Origin of the sequence: Cryptosporangium sp. NPDC051539 (assembly GCF_044454545.1) — a bacterium.
GTDB lineage: Bacteria > Actinomycetota > Actinomycetes > Mycobacteriales > Cryptosporangiaceae > Cryptosporangium.
The window spans coordinates 349,185-371,509 of the sequence record NZ_JBITDV010000006.1 but is presented as its reverse complement, the minus strand read 5'-3'; the positions used below and the strand labels follow the sequence as shown (position 1 = coordinate 371,509).

Here is a 22,325-nt window from a genome sequence, read left to right as displayed (position 1 = left end):
CTGAGTGAGTCGTTCCGGCCGGCACACGACTCCCCCGCGACTACCGAACGCTGCCGCTGGAAGGGAGCCTTGCCGATGCGTGTCCTCGGCATCAACGCCTTGTTCCACGACCCTTCCGCCTGCCTCGTGGTGGACGGCCGGGTCGTGGCCGCGGCCGAAGAGGAGCGGTTCTCCCGGCGCAAGCACGGCAAGCGTCCGCTGCCGTTCTCGGCCTGGGAACTGCCCGGGACGGCGGCGGCCTGGTGCCTGACGCAGGCCGGCCTGCGCCCGCAGGATCTCGATTACGTGGCGTACTCGTACGACCCCGGACTGTCCGAATCGGCCGAAGAGCTCGGACTGCACGACCCGTGGGACCACCTGCGCCAGCGGTACGCGCGGGAGGCACCGAGCTTCCTCGCCTCCGCACTGCCCGGCCTGAACCAGGAGAAAGTCCGGTTCGTCCCGCATCACGTCGCGCACGCCGCGTCCGCGGTGTTCGCCGCGCCCGGCGCCGCCACCGGCTCGGTGCTCGTGCTCGACGGCCGCGGCGAGGCGACGTCGCATCTGGCCGGACGTCGGGTCGGCACCGAACTGCACACGCTGGCCTCCCAGCGGCTGCCGCACTCGCTCGGGCTCTTCTACGAGGATCTGACCGCCCACCTGGGCTTTCTCCGGTCGTCCGACGAATTCAAGGTGATGGCGCTGGCCTCTCACGGATCACCGCGGATGGCCGCCGAACTGCGTCGGCGGGTGTACTCCACCGAGGACGGCGGCTTCCGGACCACCGGCGTCGACTGGACCGAGTTCGCCCCGCCGCGCGGCGCGGACGAGCCCTGGACCCAGGCCCACGCCGACGTGGCGTCGTCCGCGCAGCTCGTACTCGAGGACGTGCTGCTCGACCTGGCGCGCTGGCTGCACGGGCAGACCGGCGACGACCTGCTGACGATGGCCGGTGGCACCGCGCTGAACTGCGTCGCGAACTCGCGGATCGCTCGCGAGGGGCCGTTCTCCCGGGTCTGGGTGCAGCCCGCCGCCGGTGACGCGGGCACGGCGCTGGGGGCTGCGCTCTACCTGACGGCCGTCGACGGGATCGATCCCGAACCGATGGCCGGCGCCGACCTTGGCCGCGGCTGGTCGGACGCCGAGCTCGAGGCCTGGCTGAAGACCGCCGCGGTGCCGTACGAGCGGTCAGACGACGTGGCCGAGTCGGTCGCCGAGGCGCTGGCCGGCAACCAGATCGTGGCCTGGTTCCAGGGCCGCTCGGAGTTCGGTCCGCGGGCGCTCGGGCACCGGTCGCTGCTGGCGCATCCGGGCCACTCGGGCAACCTCGAGCGGCTGAACGACGTCAAGGGGCGCGAGCAGTTCCGGCCGGTGGCGCCGATGGTGCTGGCCGACCGGGCCGCCGAGATCTTCAGCGGCGGCCCGTTCCCGAGCCCGTACATGCTGTTCGTCCACGACACCGCGCCCGAGTGGCGGGACCGGATCCCGGCCGTCGTGCACGTCGACGGGACCGCGCGGATCCAGACCGTCGATCCGGCCGCCGACCCGCGGCTGGCCGCGATGCTGCGCGGGTTCGAACGGCGGACCGGGTTGCCGGTGGTGGTGAACACCAGCCTGAACACGGCCGGGAGGCCGATGGTCGACGACCCCCGCGACGCGCTGGAGTGTTTCGGGTCGGCGCCGGTGGACCTGCTCGCGCTCGGGCCGTTCGTCGTGCGCCGGGGCCGGATGTTCGCGGGTGACCGATGACCTATTCGGTCGTGATTCCCACGGTCGGCCGGCCGTCGCTGGCCGACTGTCTGCGGGCGGTCGCCGACGCGAGTGGCCCGGCTCCGGCTCGGATCGTCGTGGTGGACGACCGGCCGCTGACCGAATGCGGTCCGCTTCCCGCCGGGCCACCGCAGGAGCCGGGACCGGTGCCGGTGCCGGTGCCGGTGCAGATCGTCTACTCGTGCGGGAACGGGCCCGCGGCGGCGCGGAACGCCGGGTGGCGGGCCGTGTCGACGCCGTGGGTCGTGTTCCTGGACGACGACGTGGTACCGGGTCCGACCTGGGCGGCCGAGCTCGCCGCGGACCTGGAGGCGGCCGGGCCCGGGACGGCGGCGGTGCAGGGGCGGATCTCGGTGCCGTTGCCGGCCGATCGGCGCCCCACCGATGCCGAGCGGAACACCGCCGGGCTGGCTTCGGCCCGCTGGATCACCGCGGACATCGCCTACCGCCGGTCGGTGCTGGCCGCCGTCGGCGGCTTCGACGAGCGCTTCCCGCGCGCGTTCCGGGAGGACGCCGACCTCGCGCTGCGGGTGGCGTCGGCCGGATGGGAGCTCGCCGCCGGACGGAGGGCCACCGTCCATCCGGTGCGCTCGTCCGGGCCGCTCGCGTCGGTCCGGGCCCAGGCCGGCAACGCGGACGACGTCCTGATGCGACGCGTGCACGGACCGGACTGGTTCGAGCGGGCCGAGGCACCGCGCGGCCGGTTCGCCCGGCACGCGCTGGTCACCGGCACCGGCGTGGCCGCCCTGGCGCTGGCGGTGACCGGCCACCGGCGGGCGGCGACGCTCGCGGCCGGGGGCTGGGCGCTGGGCACCGCGCAGTTCGCCGCGGCCCGCATCGCCCCGGGTCCTCGCACCAGGGAGGAGGTCGTCACGATGCTCGCGACCAGCGCGCTGATCCCCCCGGCCGCGGTCGTCCACCACCTGCGCGGCCGGTGGAAGCACCGCCACGCGGCCCCGCGCGGCACGGCGGTGGCGTCGTGAGGCAGGTCGTGCGCTCCTCGCCGTACGCCCGCGACGCCTGGGTCTACGTCGACCCGGAGCCGCCCGCACACCGGGCCGGCGGGGACGGGATTCCGGCCGCGGTGCTGTTCGACCGGGACGGGACGCTGACCGAGGACGACCCGCCCTACAACGGCGACCCGGACCGCGTCCGGCTCCGGCCCGGCGCGCTCGAGGCGGTGCTGATCCTCCGCGCCCGCCGGATCGCGGTCGGCGTCGTCAGCAACCAGTCCGGCGTCGGGCGCGGCCTGCTCACCCGTGACCAGGTCGAATCCGTCGCCACCCGCATCCAGACGCTTCTCGGCGACCCGCTCGACGTCTGGGTCTTCTGCCCGCACACCCCGGACCGGGGCTGCACCTGCCGCAAACCCGCACCGGGCATGGTGCTCGCCGCGACCGAGGCCCTCCGCGTCGATCCGTCCGACACCGTCGTGATCGGTGACATCGGGGCCGATCCCGCCGCCGCGGCCGCCGCCGGAGCGTGCGGCATCCTGGTCCCGACTCCGGTGACCAGGGCCGAGGAGATCGCGGCGGCCCCGGCCACCGCGCCCGACCTGCTCGGCGCGGTCCGCCTGCTCCTGCACCCGGAGCGGCCGGCGCTCCCGGCCGCGAGCGAGGTCCTCGGATGAGGACGCTCCTCGTCCGGCTCGACAGCGCCGGTGACGTCCTGCTCGCCGGCCCGGCCGTCCGGGCCGCCGCCCGGACGTCGGACTGGGTCGCGCTGCTCTGCGGGCCGCAGGGTGCCGCCGCCGCCCGCCTGCTCCCCGCCGTCGACGACGTGATCGTCTGGGACGCACCCTGGGTCGGCCTCGACCCCCCGGACGCGCGCCCCGACGACATCCAGCAGATCGCCGGACGACTCACCGCCCACCGTTTCGACCGCGCGCTGGTCCTCGCGAGCTTCCACCAGAGCCCGCTGCCGACCGCGCTGGTCCTGCGCCTGGCCGGCATCGGGTGGATCGGCGCCGACAGCGAGCACTACCCCGGGTCGCTGCTCGACCTCCGCCACCACCGCGCCCCCCACCGGCACGAGGCCGACGCCGCGCTCGACCTGGCCCGGGCCGCCGGTTACGACCTCCCGCCCGGCGACGACGGCCGGCTCGCCGTGCTCCCGCCGCCGGACGCCAGACGCCTCACCGGTGACGGCCCGTACCTGGTGGTCCATCCCGGCGCGGCCGTCGCGGCTCGCGCGCCCGCCTTCGGCACGGCGGTCGAGATCACCACCGCGCTCGTGCGCGCCGGCCATCGGGTCGTCCTCACCGGAGGAACCGACGAGGTCGCGCTGACGTCGGCCGTCGCCCGCCGGACCGGTGCGCTCGACCTCGGCGGCCGTGCCGACCTGCACGGGCTGGCCGGCATCCTGGCCGGCGCCGGCGTGGTCGTCGTCGGCAACACCGGCCCGGCTCACCTCGCCGCCGCCGTCGGCACTCCGGTCGTCTCGCTGTTCGCCCCGGTCGTCCCGGCCGAGCGCTGGGCTCCCTACCGGGTCCCGTCGGTCCTGCTCGGCGACCAGCAGGCGGCCTGCGCGGGTACCCGCGCCCGGACCTGCCCGATCGACGGCCACCCCTGTCTCACCTCGATCCGCGGCGACGACGTCGTCGCCGCGGTCGACGGCCTCATCCCCCGGGTCAAGCAGCGGCCCGCCTCTGTGAACACCCGGGAGGTGATCGCGTGAACATCCTGCTCTGGCACGTCCACGGGGCCTGGACGACGGCGTTCGTCCACGGACCGCACCGCTACCTGATCCCGGTGACGCCGGGCCGCGGCCCGGACGGCCTGGGACGTGCGCGCACGTACGACTGGCCGTCCGACGCCGTCGAGCTGAGCCCACGGCAACTGCGCGAGGCGGACATCGATGTCGTGATCGTCCAGCGTCCGCACGAGATCGCGCTCGCCCGCGAGTGGACCGGGCGCGACCTCCCGGCGGTCTACCTCGAACACAACGCGCCGGGCACGGACGGCACCGGCACCGGATCCGTGCCGGACACCCGTCACCCGATGGCGGACGCCGGCCTGCCGATCGTCCACGTGACGCATTTCAATCGGTTGTTCTGGGACAGCGGCCGCAGCCGGACCGCGGTGATCGAGCACGGGATCCCGGACCCCGGCCACCGCTGGACCGGCACCGTCGACCGGGCCGCGGTCGTGATCAACGACCCGGTGCGGCGGGGCCGGACCACCGGGACCGATCTGCTGCCGCGGCTGTCGGACGCGGTGGAACTGGACGTGTTCGGGATGCGGGCCGAGCAGCTCGACCTGCCCGGCGTCCGGACGTTCGACCTGCCCCAAGCCGGCCTGCACGACGCGATGGCGGCCCGACGTTGTTACCTGCACCCGATCCGGTGGACGTCACTCGGGCTGTCGCTGCTCGAGGCGATGTTCCTGGGGATGCCGGTGGTCGCGCTGGCCACCACCGAGGCGTCACGCGCGGTGCCGCCCGGCGCCGGGGTGCTCTCGACCGACCCGGACGAACTGGCCACGGCCGCCCGCCGCTACCTCGATGACCGGGATCTCGCGGCCCTGCACGGCGCCGCCGCCCGCCAGGCCGCGCTCGACCGTTACGGGCTCAAACGATTCCTCGACGACTGGAACGCGCTGCTCGAGGAGGTCGCGGCGTGAGGATCTCCCTGGTTTCGGAGCACGCGAGCCCACTGGCGGTGCTCGGTGAGGCCGACGGCGGCGGGCAGAACGTCCACGTGGCCGGTCTGGCCACCGCACTCGCCGAGCGGGGCCACCAGGTGACCGTCCACACCCGGCGCGACGATCCCGGCCTGCCGGAGACGACGCCGTTCGCGCCCGGTGTGCTGGTGCACCACGTGACCGCGGGCCCGCCGACCGCGCTGGCGAAGGACGACCTGCTGCCGCACATGCCGGAGTTCGGCGCCGCGCTGGCCCGGTACTGGCGGTCCCGCCGGCCGGACGTCGTGCACGCCCACTTCTGGATGTCGGGCCTGGCCTCGCTCACCGGCGCCCGGAATCTGCCCGGGCTGCCGGTCGTGCAGACGTTCCACGCGCTCGGGAGCGTCAAGCGGCGGCACCAGGGTGACGCCGACACCAGCCCGGCCGACCGGATCGAGCGCGAGACGACGATCGGCCACAGCGTCGCTCTGACGATCGCGACCTGCACGGACGAGGTCCGGGAACTCGTCGCGCTCGGGATCGCGCCGAACCGGATCCAGGTCGTGCCCTGCGGCGTGGACGTCGCCGTGTTCACACCGCACGGACCGGTCGCGGCCCGGGCGCGGCGGCCGAGACTGCTGCAGGTCGGCCGGATGGTGCCCCGGAAAGGTACGGACGTCGCGCTGCGGGCGCTGGCCTCGATCCCGGACGCCGAGCTGGTGCTGGCCGGCGGTCCGCCGCCGGATCGCCTGGACGACGACCCGGAGGTACGGCGGCTGCGCACGCTCGCCGGCGAGCTGGGCGTCGCCGACCGGTTCGTGCTGCTCGGCGGCGTCGACCGGCACGAGATGCCCGCGCTGTTCCGCAGCGCCGACGTGGTGCTGTGCCCACCGCACTACGAGCCGTTCGGCATCGTCCCGCTGGAGGCCATGGCCTGCGCCCGGCCGGTCGTCGCGAGCGCCGTGGGTGGCCACCTCGACACCGTGGCCGAGGGCCGCACCGGCCTGCTGTTCCCGCCCGGCGACCCGGACGCGCTGGCCGGAGCCGTGAACCGGCTGCTGGCCGACCCGGCCGCCCGGACCGGCTGGGGCGCTGCCGGGCGTCGCCGGGCCGAGGCCCACTACGGCTGGGACCGGGTCGCCGCCGCGACCGAAGACGCCTACCGGGCCGTCTGTGCGGGCCCGTCCCCCCGCCGCCTCTCGACGGTCCACCGGAACCGGTCGGCCGCCACCGCCTCAGGAGTCGCCTGATGACCTCGCAACTCGACCGGTCCCCCGGTCTCGTCAACGAGAGTGCCGCCGAGCACTGCCTCGCACTCGAGCAGACGCTGGCCCAGATCCGCCGGACCCAGATCCCGTTGCTGACGAGCTGGGGCTCGGCGCTCGCGGCCCGGCTGTCGACCGGGTCGCGGCTGCTCGTCGCCGGTAACGGCGGCAGCGCCGCGCAGGCCCAGCACCTCACCGCGGAGCTGGTCGGCCGCTACCGCGACGAGCGGCCCGCGTACTCGGCGATCGCGCTGCACTCGGAGACGTCGAGCCTGACCGCGATCGGCAACGACTACGGCTTCGAGGAGCTGTTCGCACGGCAGGTCGCCGCCCACGGCCGCCCGGGCGACGTGCTCGTCACGATGTCCACGTCGGGCAGCAGCCGCAACCTGCTGCGCGCCGCGGAAGTCGCCCGCGAGCTCGGGATCACGGTGTGGGCGATGACCGGGCCGCAGCCCAACCCGCTCGCGGCCGCGTCCGACTCGGCGCTCTGCGTCGATGCCGACGCGACCGCGACCGTGCAGGAGGTGCACCTGGTCGCGCTGCACCTGCTGTGTGCCGCGTTCGACGACGCGGTGGCCGGGCGGAGGCTCTCGGCATGAGTGCGCCGCTGGTCGTGGTCGGCGACGCGCTGCTCGACCGGGACGTGTCCGGCGTCGCGACTCGCCTGGCGCCGGACGCACCGGTGCCGGTCGTCGACGTCGCCGGAACGCACGAGCGGCCGGGCGGCGCGGCGCTGGCCGCCTGCCTCGCCGCCGAGCGCACCGGCCGCGAGATCGTGCTGATCACCGCGATCGGTTCCGGCCCGGACGCCGACGTCCTGCGGACCCTGCTCGCCGGCCGGGTGCGGCTGGTCGAACTGCCGCTGCGCGGCACGCTGCCGGTGAAGACGCGCGTTCTGGCCGGCGGGCGTCCGGTGCTGCGGCTGGATCGCGGCGACGGCGTCCCGGTGCCCGGTCCGGACGCCGGGGTGGCGGCGGTTCTCCGGGCGGCGGCCGGGGTAGTCGTGGCCGACTACGGACGCGGGGTCGCCGCGGCGCTGCGCCCGGAGCTGGCCGCGGTGGCCGGGTCGGTGCCGATGCTGTGGGATCCGCATCCGCGCGGGCCGGACCCGGTGCCGGGGGTCCGGCTGGCGACCCCGAACGCGGCCGAGGCGGCCGGTCGGTCCGCGTCGTCGCTGGCGTCGGCGTGGGGCGCCGCGTCGGTGGTGGTGACGATGGGGGCGCGGGGCGCGATGCTCAGCCGCGGTACCGCGTCGCCGATGCTGATCCCGGCGCCGTTCGGGGCGTCCGGTGACCCCTGCGGAGCCGGTGACTGTTTCGCGGCGACGGCGGCCGTGGCGCTCGCCGACGGTGCGCTGCCCGAGGAGGCGGTGACCCGCGCGGTGGCGTCCGCGACGGCCTTCGTGGACGCCGGGGGCGCGGGCGCGTGGCCGGCGGCACCGGCGCCGGTCACTCCGATCGGGACGCTGGACGCGGCCCTCGACCTGGCGACCGCGGTGCGGGCCCGGGGCGGGACAGTGGTGGCGACCGGCGGCTGCTTCGACCTGCTGCACGCCGGTCACGTGGGCCTGCTGGACGCCGCCCGGCGGGCCGGCGACTGCCTGATCGTGCTGCTCAACTCCGACGAGTCGGTGACCAGGCTGAAGGGGGCGGGGCGTCCGCTGAACCCGGCCGCCGACCGGGCCGCGGTGCTCGCCGGGCTGGCGTCGGTCGACGCGGTCGTCGTGTTCTCCGAAGACACCCCGGAGCAGGTCCTGGCGCAGCTGCGCCCGGACCGGTGGGTCAAAGGCGGCGACTACACCGTGGACTCACTGCCCGAAGCGGCGGCGGTGAGGTCGTGGGGCGGTGAGGCAATGGTGCTGCCGTACCTGGACGGACGCTCGACGACCGGCCTGCTCGAGCGGGCGGTCGCCGGATGAGCACCCGCGTGCTGGTTCTGCGGGCGCTCGGGCTCGGTGACCTGCTGACCGCGGTACCGGCGCTGCGGGGCCTGCGCCGGGCGCTCCCGGGCGCGGAGATCGTGCTGGCCGCGCCGGCCCGGTTCGCGGACGTGGTGACGGCGACCGGCGTGGTCGACCGGGTGCTGCCGACGGTCGCGCCGGATCGAGCGGTGCCGGCCCGGCTGGACTGGGACGGGCCCCCGCCGGACGTCGCGGTGGACCTGCACGGCAACGGGCTGCCGAGCCGGGCGGTGCTGCGGGCACTGGACCCGGGGGGACTGCTGGGCTGGGCCCGGCCGGGGTTCGACGGGCCGAGGTGGCGCGACGACGAGCACGAGCGCGTGCGGTGGTGCCGCATGCTCGAGTGGTACGGAATCGCCTGCGACCCGTCCGACCTGCGGATCGAGCTGCCGTCCGGCCCCGGACCGGCGGGTGCGGGCCCGGTCGTGATCCACCCGGGCGCGGACGCCGGAGCCCGGTGCTGGCCGCCCGAGCGGTTCGCCGCCGTGGCCGGGGCCCTCGCGCGGGCGCACGTCCCGGTCGTGATCACCGCGGGCCGGGGCGAGCGGCCGCTGGCCGAGGCGGTCGCGGCGCGGGCCGGCCTCTCCGGTTCGGTGGTGGGCGGCGCCGGGGATCTGCCGTTCTCCGAGCTGCTCTCGCTGATCTCGGCGGCCAGGGCGGTGGTGGTCGGCGACACCGGGATCGCGCACCTGGCGTCCGCCCTCGGCACGCCCTCGGTCGTCCTGTTCGGACCGGTCTCCCCGGCGCTCTGGGGTCCTCCGGCGTCGTACGCGCACCGGATCCTCTGGCGCCCCGACGATCCCTCCGAGCTCCGTCCCGGCAACGCGCACGGCGCTACCGCCGACGTCCGCCTGCTTCGCGTCGGGATCGACGACGTGCTGGAGGAGCTCGGGAACCTCGGCGTACCGGCCGGAGCCGTCGCATGACTTCGACCGGGATCGTGGTCATCACGCGCGACCGCCGGGAGCGCACCCTGGCCACCCTGGAGCGGCTGGCCGCGCTGCCGGAGCGGCCGCCGGTCGTCGTGGTCGACAACGCGTCGCGGGACGGTACCGCGGACGCGGTGACGGCCCGGCAACCCGGGGTGCGGGTGATCCGGCTGGCGCGGAACCTGGGAGCGGTGGCCCGGACCGTCGGGGTGCGTGCGGTGGGGACGCCGTTCGTGGCGTTCAGCGACGACGATTCGTGGTGGTCGGCGGGCGCGGTCTCCGCGGCGGAGCGGTTGTTCCGGGACCATCCGCGGCTCGGGCTGATCGCCGGGCGCACGCTCGTCGGCCCGGCGGACGAGCCGGATCCGCTGAACGCCGTGCTGGCTTCGTCGCCACTGGGGACGGCCGCCGATCTGCCCGGCCCGTCGGTGCTCGGGTTCCTGGCCTGCGCCTCGATCGTGCGCCGCTCGGCGTTCCTGCAGGTCGGCGGTTTCTCGCGGCTGCTGCACTTCGGCGCCGAGGAGACGCTGCTCGCGCTCGACCTGGCGGCCGCCGGCTGGGGGGTCGCGTACTGCCCGGAGGTGGTCGCGCACCACCATCCGGACGCCGGCGGGCGGCCCGGGCGGGTCGCCAGGGTGCGCCGGAACGCGCTGCTCACGACCTGGCTGAGACGGCCCTGGCCGGTGGTGGCCGCGGACACCGCGGCACTGGCCCGGCACGCCGGTCGCGACTCCGAGGCCCGCCGGGCGGTCGCGGCGCTGCTGCCCAAGCTTCCGGCCGCGCTGCGCTACCGCCGACGGCTTCCGGGTCGCGTCGAGAACGAATTGTCGCTGCTCTGAGGGGAATCATGAACGACGGACGGACGACGGTCGCGGTCATCACGCACAACCGACGCGACGAGCTCCGGCACACGCTCGACCGGCTGACGGCGCTGCCGGAACGGCCGCCGGTGATCGTCGTGGACAACCGCTCCACGGACGGCACCGCCGCGATGGTCGCCCGCGAGTACCCGGACGTGCGGCTGCTGCGGCCGGGCCGGAACCTCGGGGCGTGCGGGCGGAACCTCGCCGCGCGCGAGGTCACGACGCCGTATCTGGCGTTCTGTGACGACGACACCTGGTGGGAGCCGGCGTCCCTGCCCGCCGCGGCCGATCTGCTGGACGCCCATCCGCTGGTCGCGGCCGTGACCGCGCGGATTCTGGTGCATTCGGCCGGCGAGGTGTCCGAAGACCCGATCGTGCCGGAACTGCGGGAGTCGCCGGTGCCCCGGCCGCCGTGGCTGCCGGGACCCGCGCTCGGGTCGTTCCTGGCCGGGGCGACCGTGGTGCGGCTCGAGCCGTTCCGGGCGGCCGGCGGGTTCTCGCCCCGGTTGTGGCTCGGCGGCGAGGAGGAGCTGCTGGCGGCGGACCTATCGGCGGCGGGCTGGTGGCTGGTGTACGGGGAGCACCTGACCGTGCACCACCGTCCGTCGCCGGCCCGGGACGCGACGCTGCGGCGCCGGCACGGGATCCGGAACACGCTGTGGTTCACCTGGCTGCGCCGCCCGGCCGGCCGCGCGCTGCGCCGGAGCGCGTTCCTGGCGGCCACCGTGCCGAGAGACCGCACGTCGCTGCTGGCCTTCGCCGACGCGCTCGAAGGGCTGCCGTGGGTGCTGCGTGAACGCCGGGCCGCGCCGCCGCACGTGGAGCGGGGCCTGCGCGCGCTGGAGGCACCGCAGCGGGCGTCCGGAGCCCGGTCCTATGTCGGCTAAGACGCTCGTCACCGGGTGGTTCAGCTTCCTGCACGGGGAGGCGACGGCCGGCGACGTGCTCGCGGCCGGCGCCGTGACCAGCGCGCTCGACACGCTGGGGCGGCCGTACGACGTGGCCTGGTCGCCGGGGTTCCGGGCCGCGGCGCTGCATCTCGACGACGCCGACCCGCACGACTACGACGTCGTCGTGTTCGCCTGCGGGCCACTGCACAGCACGCCACCGGCACCGCTGCCGGAGCTCCACGCCCGCTTCGCGCGGTGCCACCGGATCGCCGTCGGCGTCTCGGTACTCGACCCGGCCGACCCGGCCGTGACCGGCTTCGACCTGGTCATCCCCCGCGACGGGCCGGGGCTCGACCCGCGGCCCGACCTGGCGCTCGAGGCCCCGGAGCCGGACGCCGTACCCGTAGTCGGTGTGATCGTCACCGACGGTCAGCACGAGTACGGCGTCCGGCGACGGCACGCCGCGGCGATCACGGCGATCACGGCCTGGCTCGCCGGGCTCGACGTCGCCCGGATCCCGCTCGACACCCGCCTGGACGCTCACGACTGGCGCCTCTTCGAGACCCCGGGCCAGCTCCGGTCCGCGCTCACCCGCCTGGATGCCGTGGTCACGACCCGGCTGCACGGCCTGGTACTGGGCCTGCAGGCAGGCGTCCCCGTGCTGGCGGTGGACCCGGTCGACGGCGGGGCCAAGGTGACGGCCCAGGCCCGGGCGCTCGGCTGGCCCGCGGTGCTGGGCGCCGACGCCCTGGACGACTTGCCGTCGGTGTGGCGCTGGTGCCGGTCTCCCGAGGCCCGCCGCCATGCCTCGGCCTACCGCACGTTCGGATCGCCGCTCACCACGGCGCTGATCGAGGCCCTGCGGGTACCGCCGCCGGCGTGACCGGCGTCCCGGGGCGCGGCCGTGCGGCCGCGCCCCAATCGGCTCAGGCCGGCGTGCGGCCGCGCCCCCGATCGGCTCAGGCCGGCGGGACCTGCGACGCCATCACGGCGTCGGCACGCTCCCACACCCGGTGCAGACCGACGTTCCGCACGAACGCCGCGGCGAAGTCGGCGTCCGCCGAATCCGCCAGCAGGACGCCCGGACCGCTGATCCCGGCACCCGCGAGCACCTTCGCCCCGTCGCCCCACGCGCCGATCACCTTGCAGTGCCGGAACGCCTCCAGCAGCAGGATCCGCGCCTTGATGTCACCCGCGTCGGGCGTCTCGGCCACGCCGGACGCCACCACGACCGCGTCGAACTCGATCGACCGCGCGGTGACGAACGTCCGTTCGACGACCTGCTTGTTCTTGCCCTTGCCGAGGATCCCGCCCTGCGGGGCGATCACCCGCAGCACCGCACCTTCGGCCTCGATCGCGGTCCGCAGCGCCTCGATCCCACCGAGGTCGGCGCCCGGCCCGGCGACCACGCCGACGATCCGCCCGGTGATCGGCCCGGGACCCGGCGGAATCTGCGACAGCACCAGCGAGATCTCCCCGTGGGTCACCGGCTTGCCCGTCGGCGCGGGCAGCCCCAGCCCGGCGGCCACCGTCTCGCACAGCGCCGTGTCGACCTTCGCGAGCACCTCGAGCTCCCGCTCCTTGATCGCCTGCTCGTAGCACTTGCCCAGCTCGAACGTGAACGCCTCGGCGATGTGCACCTGCTCCACCGCCGACAGCGAGTGGTAGAACAGCGCGGCCTGGCTGAAGTGGTCGTCGAACGACGCCGGGTTCTCCCGGACCGCCTGCCCGGCGATCGGCCGCGGCACCTCGACGTATCCGTCCGTCGTCAGCGGGCCGCCTCCGTCGATCGAGTTCGGCAGGTAGGGCGCCAGCCCCCGGTGCACGGCGGTCTGGTGCATCCCGTCCCGGAGGTTGTCGTTGACCTCGGTGTGCGGCCGGTTGATCGGCAGCTGCGGGAAGTTCGGGCCGCCCAGCCGGGTGAGCTGGGTGTCGACGTACGAGAACAGGCGGCCCTGCAGCAGCGGGTCGTTCGTCACGTGGATGCCGGGAACCAGGTTCCCGAGGTGGAACGCGACCTGCTCGGTCTCGGCGAAGTAGTTCGTCGGGTTCCGGTCCAGCGTCAGCTTGCCGACGAGCTGCACCGGCGCGAGCTCCTCCGGGACGAGCTTGGTCGGGTCGAGCAGGTCGATGCCCTCGAACGTCTCCTCCGGGGAGTCCGGAAGCAACTGCAGCCCGAGCTCGTACTCGAGGAACGCGCCGTTCTCGATCGAGTCGGCCAGGTCGCGGCGGTGGTAGTCCGGGTCGACACCGGCGGCGATCTGCGCCTCCTCCCAGACGAGCGAGTGCACCCCGGCGATCGGCTTCCAGTGGAACTTCGCCAGGCACGTCTCCCCGTCCGCGTTCTCCAGCCGGAACGTGTGGACGCCGAAGCCCTCCATCGTCCGGTACGAGCGCGGGATGCCCCGGTCGGACATGTTCCAGAACACGTGGTGCGTCGCCTCGGTGTGCAGCGAGACGAAGTCCCAGAACGTGTCGTGCGCGGACTGTGCCTGCGGGATCTCGCGGTCCGGGTGCGGCTTGCCGGCGTGGATGATGTCCGGGAACTTGATCGCGTCCTGGATGAAGAACACCGGGATGTTGTTTCCGACCAGGTCGAACGTCCCCTCGTCGGTGTAGAACTTGGTGGCGAACCCCCGGGTGTCGCGCACCGTGTCCGCGGACCCGCGGGAGCCCAGCACGGTGGAGAACCGCACGAAGACGTCGGTCTCCTTGCCCTTCTCGGCCAGGAATCCCGCCTTCGTGGCGGAGGCCGCGTTGCCGTAGGCGACGAACCTGCCGTGCGCGGCCGCGCCGCGGGCGTGGACCACCCGCTCCGGGATCCGCTCGTGGTCGAAGTGGGTGATCTTCTCGCGCAGGTGGTGGTCTTCGAGCAGCGACGGTCCGCGCGGACCGGCTTTGAGCGAGTGGTCGGTGTCGGAGAGCCGGAGGCCCTGTGCGGTCGTCAGGTGGTCTCCCGCCTGCGCGCGCGGGTCGCCGCCGAGCAGGTGTTCGCGCTCGGTGCGGCCGGTCGGGCTGACCGGCTTCGGCGCGGCCTGGTCGGGGTTCTTGCGGGGACGAGCAGGCATGCGGTCACTCCAGGGGCAGCGGTGCAGTGCGGACGCGAGCGGTTGCCCGGGGGAAACCGCTTCAAACTCCGGGTGTCAACCGCGCCGCAGCGGGCAACCGACGGCCATGGTGAGCATCGGATACTTCCTGTCCTGCGAGGAGTTCGGCCCCCGTGAGCTGGTTGATCAGGCGCGGAAGGCCGAGCAGGCTGGCTTCACCCGGCTCTGGATCTCCGACCACTTCCATCCGTGGAACGGCGAGCAGGGGCAGAGCCCGTTCGTCTGGTCGGTGATCGGCGCGCTGTCGGAGGCCACGTCACTGCCGGTCACCACGGCCGTCACCTGCCCGACCGTCCGGATCCATCCGGCGATCATCGCCCAGGCCGCGGCCACGGCCGCGGTGCAACTGCAGGGCCGTTTCGTGCTCGGCGTCGGCTCAGGCGAGGCTCTCAACGAACACATCCTGGGGGACGCGTGGCCGCCGGCCGGAGTGCGCCAGGAGATGCTCGAGGAGGCAGTCGCGGTCATCCGTGAACTGCACGGAGGGAAGATCGTCACGCATCACGGCGAGTACTACGCGGTGGAGAACGCCCGGATCTACACGTTGCCGGAGCAGCCGGTGCCGATCTACGTGTCGGCGTTCGGTCCGCAGGCGGCCTCGCTGGCCGCCGAGATCGGCGACGGGCTCTGCACGACGCAGCCGGATTCCTCGCTGGTCGAGACCTACCGCGAGGCCGGCGGGAAGGGACCGATCCAGGGCGGGATGAAGGTCTGTTACGCGCCCGACCGGGCGTCCGCGGTGAAGACCGTGCACCGGCTCTGGCCGAACGAGCAGCTGCCCGGGCAGCTGGCCCAGGAGCTGGCGACCCCGCTCCTGTTCGAGCAGGCGTCGGAGCTGATCACCGAGGAGATCATCGACTCCTCGCCGCTGCCGCTCGGGCCCGACCTCGACGCGCACGCGAAGTCGGTGCAGCAGTACGTCGACGCGGGCTTCGACGAGGTGTACGTCCAGCAGATCGGCTCCGACCAGGACGCGTTTTTCGCCGCCTGGCAGAAGGACGTGCTGCCCCGCTTCAGCTGAGCAGTACCACTTTCGCGCGCAGGCCGCCCTCCAGCGCAGCGTGGGCATCCGCCGCGTCGTCCAGCGGGAACTCGCGCCGGTCGCGGAGCCGGAGGTCACCGGATGCGAGCAGCGCAAGCGTGACGTCGAGCGCGTCCGGCGCGCGGTCGGGCGTCGGCGCGGAGAACCGGACCCCGGCGGTGTGGCCCGCCAGCGTTATCGCCCGTTCCGGGTGCTCGACCAGCGTCACTGCCTCGGCCAGGCCGTGCCCGGCGGCGTCCAGCAGGACGTCGACGGGTGCGCCGACCTGGGCGGCGAGGCCGCGGTCGTAGCGGATCGGTTCCGCGCCGATCTCGGCGGTCAACCGTTCGTCACGCGCGCCGACGACCGAGAGCACCCGCGCCCCGGCGGCGACCGCGAGCTGCACGGCGATCAGCCCGACCGAGCCGCCACCGCCGAGGACCAGCACCGTGTCACCGGCCGTCACCCCGGTCTGGCGGACGATCCCGACCGCGGCCTCGGCCGACGCCGGGAGCGCGGCCGCGTCGGCCCAGCCGACCGCCGCGGGCTTCGGCGCCCAGATCGACGCGAGCACGTACTCGCCGTAGCCGCCGAGGCGGGGCAGGAGGGCCGCGACCTCGTCGCCCGCCCGGACGCCGGTGACGCCCGGCCCGACCGCGTCGACGACACCGGCCGCCTCGAAGCCCAGCACCGCCGGGAACGTCAGCGGGAACGCCTGCTGCAGGGCGCCGCGGCGGATCTCGAGGTCGGTCGGCCCGACGCCGGCCGCGCGGACCCGCAGGCGGATCTGGCCGTCACCCGGCTCCGGCACCTCGACGTCGGAGACGACCAACACGTCGGCCGCACCGTATCCCGGCAACACCACAGCTCTGGACATACCTGCGAGAATACATGACATGTCACGTAATGCCGAGTGGCTCGATCCCGGGCAACAGCGGACGTGGCTCGCGTACATGCGGGTCATGCTGCGGCTGAACTACGAGATGAACCGTCAGCTGCTGGCCGACAGCGACCTGTCGCTCTCGGACTACGACGTGCTGAACGCGCTGTCGGAGGCGCCCGGCCGGCGGCTGCGGATCACCGCGCTGGCGGCCCTGATCGGCTGGGAGCGCAGCCGCCTCTCGCACCACCTGCAGCGGATGGCGACCCGGGGCCTGATCGAGCGGGCCGCGTCCACCGAGGACAGACGGGCCACCGACGCGGTGCTGACCGAGGCCGGCCGCGCGGTGCTCACCGGCGCCGCCCCCGGCCACGTCGCCCTGGTCCGCCGGATGTTCTTCGACGGCGTGGATCCGGCGCTGGTGCCCGGCCTCACCACCGCGCTGGAACAGATCCACACCCAGCTCCTCGCGACCGGCTCACTCCCCCGGCCGGCGGCCGATCAGCCCGAGAACTTCGCGTAGATGCTCATCACCCGCCGGTAGCCGCGGCGCTCGTAGAAGCGTTCGGCGCCGGTGTTGCCCTCGACGACGTCGATCATCACGTCGTGGACGCCGCGCGCGTCCAGCTCGGCCTCGACGCGCTCGGCGAGCACCGTTCCGAGGCCCCGGCCGCGGAAGCTCTCGGCGATCGACAGCGACTGCAGCACCGCCACGCGGTCGCCGGTCACCCAGGTGTCGTCGGGCCCGTCGACGACCTCCACCAGCGCGTACCCGACGGCGGCTCCGCCGGCGTAGGCGACCAGCACGAACGAGTCCGGCCGGGCGAGCCAGCGCCGGTACTCGTCGCGCCGGTTGTTCCAGGACGTCTCGTCCGGGTGATAGGCGAAACCCGGCAGGCACAGCTGATGGTGCTGGTGCAGTGCCTTCCAGAGAGGTTCCACGTCGCCCACGAGTTCGAAGCCGCCGCGCACGAGGTCAGGTTCAGGTTCGCTCACGCCCGAAGTATGTCCCGGGCGCCACCCCCACCGTCCGGTGGAACGCCGCCACGAACGCGCTCGGCGACCCGTACCCGGCTCGCCGGGCCGCCGCGGCCACCGGCAGCCCCGCGGCCAGCACCGGCATCACCGACCGCAGCCGGGCGTGCGTCCGCCACCGTCCGAACGAGAGCCCGGTGCCGTCCAGGAACAGCCGGCGCAGGGTCCGTGCGCTCGCACCGACCACGAGACCCCACTGATCGAGCGTCCGGACGTCGGCCGGATCGTCGATCAGGGCCGACGCCACCGCCGCGGCCCTGGCGTCCGACGGCATCGGAAGCGGAAGGGTCACGATCGCGAGAGGACGGAGCATGTCGAACACCACCGCCTCGGCGCGGAGGCGCTGTTCGGCCGCGAGCCCGAAGTCGGCCAGGTGGTCGATGAGCGACGCCAGCAGCTGGGAGACCCCGACGACGGTGGGCTCCGGCCAGTCCACCGGGCACCGCTCCGGCAGGAAGTAGGGGCTGCGGGTGAACGCCGGGTCCACCGCGCCGGTGGAGTGCACGGTCCCGGCCGGGATCCAGAGCGCCAGCGTCGGCGGCAGGAACCAGGTCGAGTCTTCGATCCGGACGCTGCCGACGCCCGACCGTGACCAGACCAGCTGGTGCACCGAGTGCCGGTGCGGCGGGAACCACTGGCCGCCGGCGAGTTCGAAGTCACCGACGACGACCGCCCCGGGAGCGGTGTCCCAGGCGATCCGGTGGCCAGTACGCGACATGACTTGGCAAGCTAGCGCATCGCGGCCGTGAACCCACCGGCCGTAGCGTCCCTCCATGCCGATGAACTGGATGCACCGCACGCTGTGCAGCTCCGACAAGTGGGCCGCGAAGGTCCGGGACCTGCTCCTGCCCTGGGCACTGAAGGATGTCGAGCTCGGCCGGGACGTGCTGGAGATCGGGCCCGGGTTCGGCGCCACGACCCGCGTTCTGGTCGGGAACGTGCCGCACCTGACCGCGGTCGAGGTCGACCCGGGCTCGGCCGACCGGCTGCGCCGGGAGTTCGGCGGCCGGGCGACGATCGTCACCGGCGACGCCACCGCGCTGGAGTTCCCGGACGACTCGTTCGACGGGGTCGTCTGTTTCACGATGCTGCACCACGTGCCCTCGGCCGCGGCCCAGGACCGGCTGTTCGCCGAGGCCTGCCGGGTGCTCCGGCCGGGCGGTCTGTTCGCGGGATCGGACAGCACGACCAGTGCCCGCTTCCGCTTCCTGCACCTCGGCGACACGAACGTCACCGTCGACCCGGACCGCCTGCCGGACCGCCTCACGGCCGCCGGTTTCGGGACGGCCGAGGTCTCGAAGGGCACCGGCAGCTTTCGCTTCCGCGCCCGCAAACCCTGATTCCGGACGCGGAGAGGGCAGCAAAGTCAACCGGGACTCTCGACAGGGACCTGTGGTGCGCGTCACGATGCCTGGGCCACGGCTCGACCGTCTGATCGCGCGAGGTGTTGCCCGTGTACCCAGGAGCCTTTGTCGCCTCCTCCCCCGACAAGCCCGCCGTCGTGATGGAGGACGACAGCGAGATCCTCACGTACGCCCAGCTGGAGGACCGGTCCGTCCGTCTGGCCAACGCGTTCACCGCGGCCGGGTTGCGTCCGGGGGACGTCGTCGCGCTGCTGACCGAGAACAGCCCGCGCGTGTTCGAGGTGTATTGGGCCTGCTTACGGTCCGGGCTCTACCTGACCGCGGTCAACTGGCACCTGGCGAAGCCCGAGGTCGCCTACATCCTGGCCGACTGCGGCGCCTCGGCGCTGGTCGTGTCGGCGGGGCTGAAGCCGCTGGCGGAGAACGACGTGCCGGCGCTGCACACCCGGGTACTGATCGGGGGCGGGCCCGACCCCGACTACGCCGGCTACGAGGAGTTCCTCGCCGCGGCCTCCCCCGAGCCGGCCGCGGACCAGCCCCGCGGCGGCGACATGCTCTACTCGTCGGGCACCACCGGACGACCGAAGGGCATCAAACCCGTCCTGCCCGACCGCCAGGTCCACGAGCCCGGTGACCCGTACGTCGGGGTGTTCGGGCCGCTGTACGGGTTCGACCGGAACTCCGTGTACCTGTCTCCCGCGCCGCTGTACCACGCGGCGCCGCTGCGGTTCGGAATGGTCGTCACCAGCCTCGGCGGCACGGTCGTCGTGATGCCGTCGTTCGACGCCGAGCGCGCGATCCGGGCCATCGCCCACCACCGCGTGACGCACAGCCAGTGGGTGCCGACGCACTTCGTCCGGATGCTGCGGCTGCCGGTCTCGATCCGCGGCGGCTTCGACCTGAGCTCCCACCGGACCGCGATCCACGCGGCCGCGCCCTGCCCGGTCGAGGTGAAGCGCTCGATGATCGAGTGGTGGGGGCCGATCCTCGAGGAGTACTACGCGTCCACCGAGGGTGCGGGCGGCACGTTCATCGGGTCCGAAGAGTGGCTCAAGCATCCGGGTGCGGTCGGCCGGCCGATGATCGGCGTCCCGCGGATCTGCGACGACGACGGCAACATCCTGCCCGACGGCCGGCCCGGGCTGATCTACTTCGAGCGCGACGACCTGCCGTTCAGCTACCACAACGACCCGGAGAAGACCCGCAGCGCGCAGCACCCGGCCCACCCGACGTGGACGACGGTCGGCGACGTGGGCTACGTCGACGACGAGGGCTACCTGTTCCTGAGCGACCGCAAGGCGTTCACGATCATCTCCGGCGGGGTGAACATCTACCCGCAGGAGATCGAGGACGTGCTGCTGCAGCACCCGCTGGTGCTGGACTCGGCGGTGATCGGGGTGCCGGATCCGGAGTTCGGCGAGTCCGTGCTGGCGGTGGTGGAGCTCGTCTCCTCGGGGGACGCCTCGGACGAGACCCGGGAGTCGATCGCCGAGTTCGCACGGGCGCGGCTGGCCGGCTTCAAGGTCCCGCGCCGGATCGAGTTCACCGACGCTCTTCCGCGGACGCCGACCGGGAAGCTGGTCAAGGGGAAGCTGCGCGAGGAGTATGCGTCTTGAACACGCCTGAGGGTTGCTGAGGGTTGCTGAGCCACCGGCCCGCGCCGCACCGTCCGGGAACGGCGCGGGCCGGCACTTCGGTCCTGATCGACCACGGTGTTCTGGCCGGCCGCGCGCTTCAGACCGAGCCCTCGCGCCGGCGCGGGGCGCCAGAATGGGGGATGGACCTGCGGGTGCCCGCGACGTTCGCGGTCACGCGGTGAGGTCGACCGAGGCCTCCCCGGTCTGCACCAGGAACGTCAGCGACTCCTGGAAGTACAGCTCGATCGAGTTCGCGTCGTGCGAGAGGTACCCGATCGACACGTCCTGGCCGAGGTGCAGCTCGTAGTCGCCCCCGCGGGTCGACAGCACGACCGCGCCTTCGATGGCCGGCGCCCAGATGATCTCGCCGTCGCGGAGCACCCGGGCGATGTGCTCGTGGATCGGGTAGCCGTGGTCGGCGGTCTCGGCGACCGCGGTGTAGGCCTCGGCCGAGAGCAGCAGGCTGTACGACCCGTCGACCCCGGCCAGGCGCAGCGACGAGATCGCCTGCGCGACCGCGTTGGGGTACTCCCGGACGTCGTCGGGCAGCGCGATCTTCGCGTTCGTGCTGCCCGGCCGCACGCCGACGATGCCGGCCGCCGTGTACCCGTCGAGGATCGCCCGGTCTTCCGCGAACGCCAGCGCCTTCGCGGCGTCCTTGACCGGCTGCCAGTCGGCATCCTTGGCGCCGCGCTCCACGTCGTCCACCGACTGCCGGTCGACGACGAACGGGACCCGGAACTCGACCAGCGGCTGCACGACCCGGCTACGGGCCCGCACACCCTCGGCCGGTGCGACGAGGTCGGACAGGTGACCGGTGCCGACGGCCGACAGCTCCTCGCCGGACGGACCGAGCACGTCGACGACCCGGCGGGCGGCCACGTGGCGGGTGAACGTCCGGCGGGCCTCGGTCTCGAGGTCGGCCCAGGCGGCGTCGGAGATCGGCGCGAGCTCGCGATACAGGTTGTTCACGGTGCGGTGCTCCTCTTGAGGCTGCCGATGCGCAGCGATCCGTCGTCGGTGGGGGTTTCCGCTTCCACGGGCGCGCCCGGCGCGGGCGGCCCCGGCGGGTCGTCCAGGAAGTCGGCGCTGGGGACGAAAAACAGGCTGCCGGTGACCGCGGACGAGAACTCGAGGATCCGGTCGGTGACTCCCGGCGGCCGGCCGAGGAACATGTTCCTGAGCATCTGCTCGGTGATCGACGGCGTCTTCGAGTAGCCGATGAAGTACGTGCCGAAATCTCCGGCCGCGATGGACCCGAACGGCATGTTGTCGCGGACGATCTGCAGCTCGTTGCCGTCCTCGTCCTCGATCGTGTTCAGCGCGACGTGCGAGTCCGGCGGCTTCACGTCGTCCGGGAGCTCGATGTCCTCGAGCTTCGTCCGGCCGATCACGTGCTCCTGCGCCTCGACCGGCAACGCGTTCCAGGAGTCGAGATCGTGCAGGTACTTCTGCACGATCACGTAGCTGCCACCGGTGAAGTCCGGATCCTCGTCGCCGATCGCCGCCGCGTCGAGTGCGGCCGCACCGGTCGGGTTCTCGGTGCCGTCGACGAAGCCCATCAGGTCGCGCTGGTCGAAGTAGCGGAAGCCCGCGGTCTCGTCGACGACCTCGACCGCGTCCTTCAGCCGCTTCATCAGCTGGGTGGCGAACTCGAAGCAGAGGTCCATCCGGCGGGCGCGGACGTGCAGCAGCAGGTCGCCCGGCGTCGACGGCGCGTGGTGGCGGGGCCCGTCGAGCGCGGCGAACGGGTGCAACTCGGCCGGGCGGGGACCGCCGAACAGCCGGTCCCAGGCGTCCGAGCCGAAGCCGGCCACGACCTTCAGGTCACCCTCCGGCGAGCGGAACCCGACCGAGCGTCCGATGCCCGCGATGTCGGGCACCACGTCGCGCACGGTGTCTTCGCCGCCGTCGCGGATCACCAGCACGAGAAACAGCGCCGCCTCGGTGAGCGGGGTAAGAACCGGCTGAGGCTCGACCGGCTTGACCATCGCGTCCGTCC

At 73.8% G+C, this 22,325-nt stretch carries 22 protein-coding genes; 16 read left to right on the top strand and 6 right to left on the bottom strand.

Annotated features, from left to right (window positions below; all coding sequences use genetic code 11):
- Nucleotides 1–75: 75 nt before the first annotated feature.
- From ACIBZJ_RS20850 to ACIBZJ_RS20795, 12 genes are read left to right on the top strand one after another with little or no spacing between them, the layout of a single operon-like run.
- Nucleotides 76–1,728, top strand: a complete 1,653-nt coding sequence (locus tag ACIBZJ_RS20850; protein WP_395931908.1) for a carbamoyltransferase — start codon at nucleotides 76–78, stop codon at nucleotides 1,726–1,728.
- Nucleotides 1,725–2,732: a glycosyltransferase family 2 protein gene (locus ACIBZJ_RS20845; RefSeq protein WP_395931906.1), complete on the top strand. Its 1,008-nt coding sequence runs from the start codon at nucleotides 1,725–1,727 to the stop codon at nucleotides 2,730–2,732. The genes ACIBZJ_RS20850 and ACIBZJ_RS20845 overlap by 4 nt, the downstream gene beginning before the upstream one ends.
- Nucleotides 2,729–3,379, top strand: coding sequence for a D-glycero-alpha-D-manno-heptose-1,7-bisphosphate 7-phosphatase (locus ACIBZJ_RS20840; RefSeq protein ID WP_395931904.1), 651 nt, complete (start codon nucleotides 2,729–2,731; stop codon nucleotides 3,377–3,379). Before ACIBZJ_RS20845 ends, ACIBZJ_RS20840 begins: the two co-directional genes overlap by 4 nt.
- Entirely contained in the window at nucleotides 3,376–4,425 is a 1,050-nt protein-coding gene (locus ACIBZJ_RS20835; protein WP_395931902.1) for a glycosyltransferase family 9 protein, read from the top strand. The genes ACIBZJ_RS20840 and ACIBZJ_RS20835 overlap by 4 nt, the downstream gene beginning before the upstream one ends.
- The gene (locus tag ACIBZJ_RS20830) at nucleotides 4,422–5,369 is read left to right on the top strand and encodes a glycosyltransferase (protein ID WP_395931900.1); all 948 of its coding nucleotides are present in this window, start codon (nucleotides 4,422–4,424) and stop codon (nucleotides 5,367–5,369) included. Before ACIBZJ_RS20835 ends, ACIBZJ_RS20830 begins: the two co-directional genes overlap by 4 nt.
- Nucleotides 5,366–6,619 carry a glycosyltransferase gene (locus ACIBZJ_RS20825; protein WP_395931898.1) on the top strand — a complete coding sequence of 418 codons (1,254 nt, stop codon included), beginning with the start codon at nucleotides 5,366–5,368 and terminating at the stop codon, nucleotides 6,617–6,619. The genes ACIBZJ_RS20830 and ACIBZJ_RS20825 overlap by 4 nt, the downstream gene beginning before the upstream one ends.
- A complete protein-coding gene (locus ACIBZJ_RS20820) occupies nucleotides 6,619–7,236 on the top strand; it encodes an SIS domain-containing protein (protein WP_395931896.1) in 618 nt (205 codons plus the stop codon). The genes ACIBZJ_RS20825 and ACIBZJ_RS20820 overlap by 1 nt, the downstream gene beginning before the upstream one ends.
- A complete protein-coding gene (rfaE2, locus tag ACIBZJ_RS20815) occupies nucleotides 7,233–8,555 on the top strand; it encodes a D-glycero-beta-D-manno-heptose 1-phosphate adenylyltransferase (protein ID WP_395931894.1) in 1,323 nt (440 codons plus the stop codon). The genes ACIBZJ_RS20820 and rfaE2 overlap by 4 nt, the downstream gene beginning before the upstream one ends.
- Nucleotides 8,552–9,523 (top strand): glycosyltransferase family 9 protein, encoded by a 972-nt coding sequence (locus tag ACIBZJ_RS20810; protein ID WP_395931892.1) that lies wholly within the window; start codon nucleotides 8,552–8,554, stop codon nucleotides 9,521–9,523. Before rfaE2 ends, ACIBZJ_RS20810 begins: the two co-directional genes overlap by 4 nt.
- Nucleotides 9,520–10,365, top strand: a complete 846-nt coding sequence (locus ACIBZJ_RS20805; protein ID WP_395931890.1) for a glycosyltransferase family 2 protein — start codon at nucleotides 9,520–9,522, stop codon at nucleotides 10,363–10,365. The genes ACIBZJ_RS20810 and ACIBZJ_RS20805 overlap by 4 nt, the downstream gene beginning before the upstream one ends.
- 8 nt (nucleotides 10,366–10,373) lie before the next feature.
- Nucleotides 10,374–11,276 carry a glycosyltransferase family 2 protein gene (locus ACIBZJ_RS20800; RefSeq protein ID WP_395931888.1) on the top strand — a complete coding sequence of 301 codons (903 nt, stop codon included), beginning with the start codon at nucleotides 10,374–10,376 and terminating at the stop codon, nucleotides 11,274–11,276.
- The gene (locus ACIBZJ_RS20795; protein ID WP_395931886.1) at nucleotides 11,266–12,162 is read left to right on the top strand and encodes a polysaccharide pyruvyl transferase family protein; all 897 of its coding nucleotides are present in this window, start codon (nucleotides 11,266–11,268) and stop codon (nucleotides 12,160–12,162) included. Before ACIBZJ_RS20800 ends, ACIBZJ_RS20795 begins: the two co-directional genes overlap by 11 nt.
- A gap of 76 nt (nucleotides 12,163–12,238) precedes the next feature.
- Here the strand turns inward: ACIBZJ_RS20795 and ACIBZJ_RS20790 are convergent, their stop codons facing one another.
- On the bottom strand, nucleotides 12,239–14,347 hold the full coding sequence (locus ACIBZJ_RS20790) for a catalase (RefSeq protein ID WP_395931884.1): 2,109 nt from the start codon (nucleotides 14,345–14,347) through the stop codon (nucleotides 12,239–12,241).
- Between the two features lie 106 nt (nucleotides 14,348–14,453).
- Between ACIBZJ_RS20790 and ACIBZJ_RS20785 the strand changes: the two genes are divergently transcribed.
- Nucleotides 14,454–15,407, top strand: a complete 954-nt coding sequence (locus ACIBZJ_RS20785; protein WP_395931882.1) for a TIGR03557 family F420-dependent LLM class oxidoreductase — start codon at nucleotides 14,454–14,456, stop codon at nucleotides 15,405–15,407.
- On the opposite strand, the gene ACIBZJ_RS20780 is transcribed toward ACIBZJ_RS20785, so the two are convergent.
- Entirely contained in the window at nucleotides 15,400–16,284 is an 885-nt protein-coding gene (locus tag ACIBZJ_RS20780; RefSeq protein WP_395931880.1) for an alcohol dehydrogenase catalytic domain-containing protein, read from the bottom strand. The two genes, ACIBZJ_RS20785 and ACIBZJ_RS20780, sit on opposite strands and share 8 nt — an antisense overlap.
- 19 nt (nucleotides 16,285–16,303) lie before the next feature.
- Between ACIBZJ_RS20780 and ACIBZJ_RS20775 the strand changes: the two genes are divergently transcribed.
- Nucleotides 16,304–16,810 carry a MarR family winged helix-turn-helix transcriptional regulator gene (locus ACIBZJ_RS20775; RefSeq protein WP_395931878.1) on the top strand — a complete coding sequence of 169 codons (507 nt, stop codon included), beginning with the start codon at nucleotides 16,304–16,306 and terminating at the stop codon, nucleotides 16,808–16,810.
- Here the strand turns inward: ACIBZJ_RS20775 and ACIBZJ_RS20770 are convergent.
- On the bottom strand, nucleotides 16,789–17,283 hold the full coding sequence (locus tag ACIBZJ_RS20770) for a GNAT family N-acetyltransferase (protein WP_395931876.1): 495 nt from the start codon (nucleotides 17,281–17,283) through the stop codon (nucleotides 16,789–16,791). The two genes, ACIBZJ_RS20775 and ACIBZJ_RS20770, sit on opposite strands and share 22 nt — an antisense overlap.
- Complete coding sequence (locus ACIBZJ_RS20765) at nucleotides 17,270–18,040, bottom strand: AraC family transcriptional regulator (protein ID WP_395931874.1); 771 nt, start codon at nucleotides 18,038–18,040, stop codon at nucleotides 17,270–17,272. Before ACIBZJ_RS20765 ends, ACIBZJ_RS20770 begins: the two co-directional genes overlap by 14 nt.
- Before the next feature lie 55 nt (nucleotides 18,041–18,095).
- Here ACIBZJ_RS20765 and ACIBZJ_RS20760 point away from each other — a divergent pair, with 55 nt between their 5' ends.
- Nucleotides 18,096–18,662, top strand: a complete 567-nt coding sequence (locus ACIBZJ_RS20760) for a class I SAM-dependent methyltransferase (protein ID WP_395931872.1) — start codon at nucleotides 18,096–18,098, stop codon at nucleotides 18,660–18,662.
- Nucleotides 18,663–18,775: 113 nt separating this feature from the next.
- On the top strand, nucleotides 18,776–20,302 hold the full coding sequence (locus ACIBZJ_RS20755) for an acyl-CoA synthetase (RefSeq protein WP_395931870.1): 1,527 nt from the start codon (nucleotides 18,776–18,778) through the stop codon (nucleotides 20,300–20,302).
- A 192-nt stretch (nucleotides 20,303–20,494) separates the two neighbouring features.
- Here the strand turns inward: ACIBZJ_RS20755 and ACIBZJ_RS20750 are convergent, their stop codons facing one another.
- Nucleotides 20,495–21,295, bottom strand: a complete 801-nt coding sequence (locus ACIBZJ_RS20750) for a family 1 encapsulin nanocompartment shell protein (RefSeq protein ID WP_395931868.1) — start codon at nucleotides 21,293–21,295, stop codon at nucleotides 20,495–20,497.
- Nucleotides 21,292–22,314, bottom strand: coding sequence for a Dyp-type peroxidase (locus ACIBZJ_RS20745; RefSeq protein ID WP_395932299.1), 1,023 nt, complete (start codon nucleotides 22,312–22,314; stop codon nucleotides 21,292–21,294). Before ACIBZJ_RS20745 ends, ACIBZJ_RS20750 begins: the two co-directional genes overlap by 4 nt.
- Between the last annotated feature and the right edge of the window lie 11 nt (nucleotides 22,315–22,325).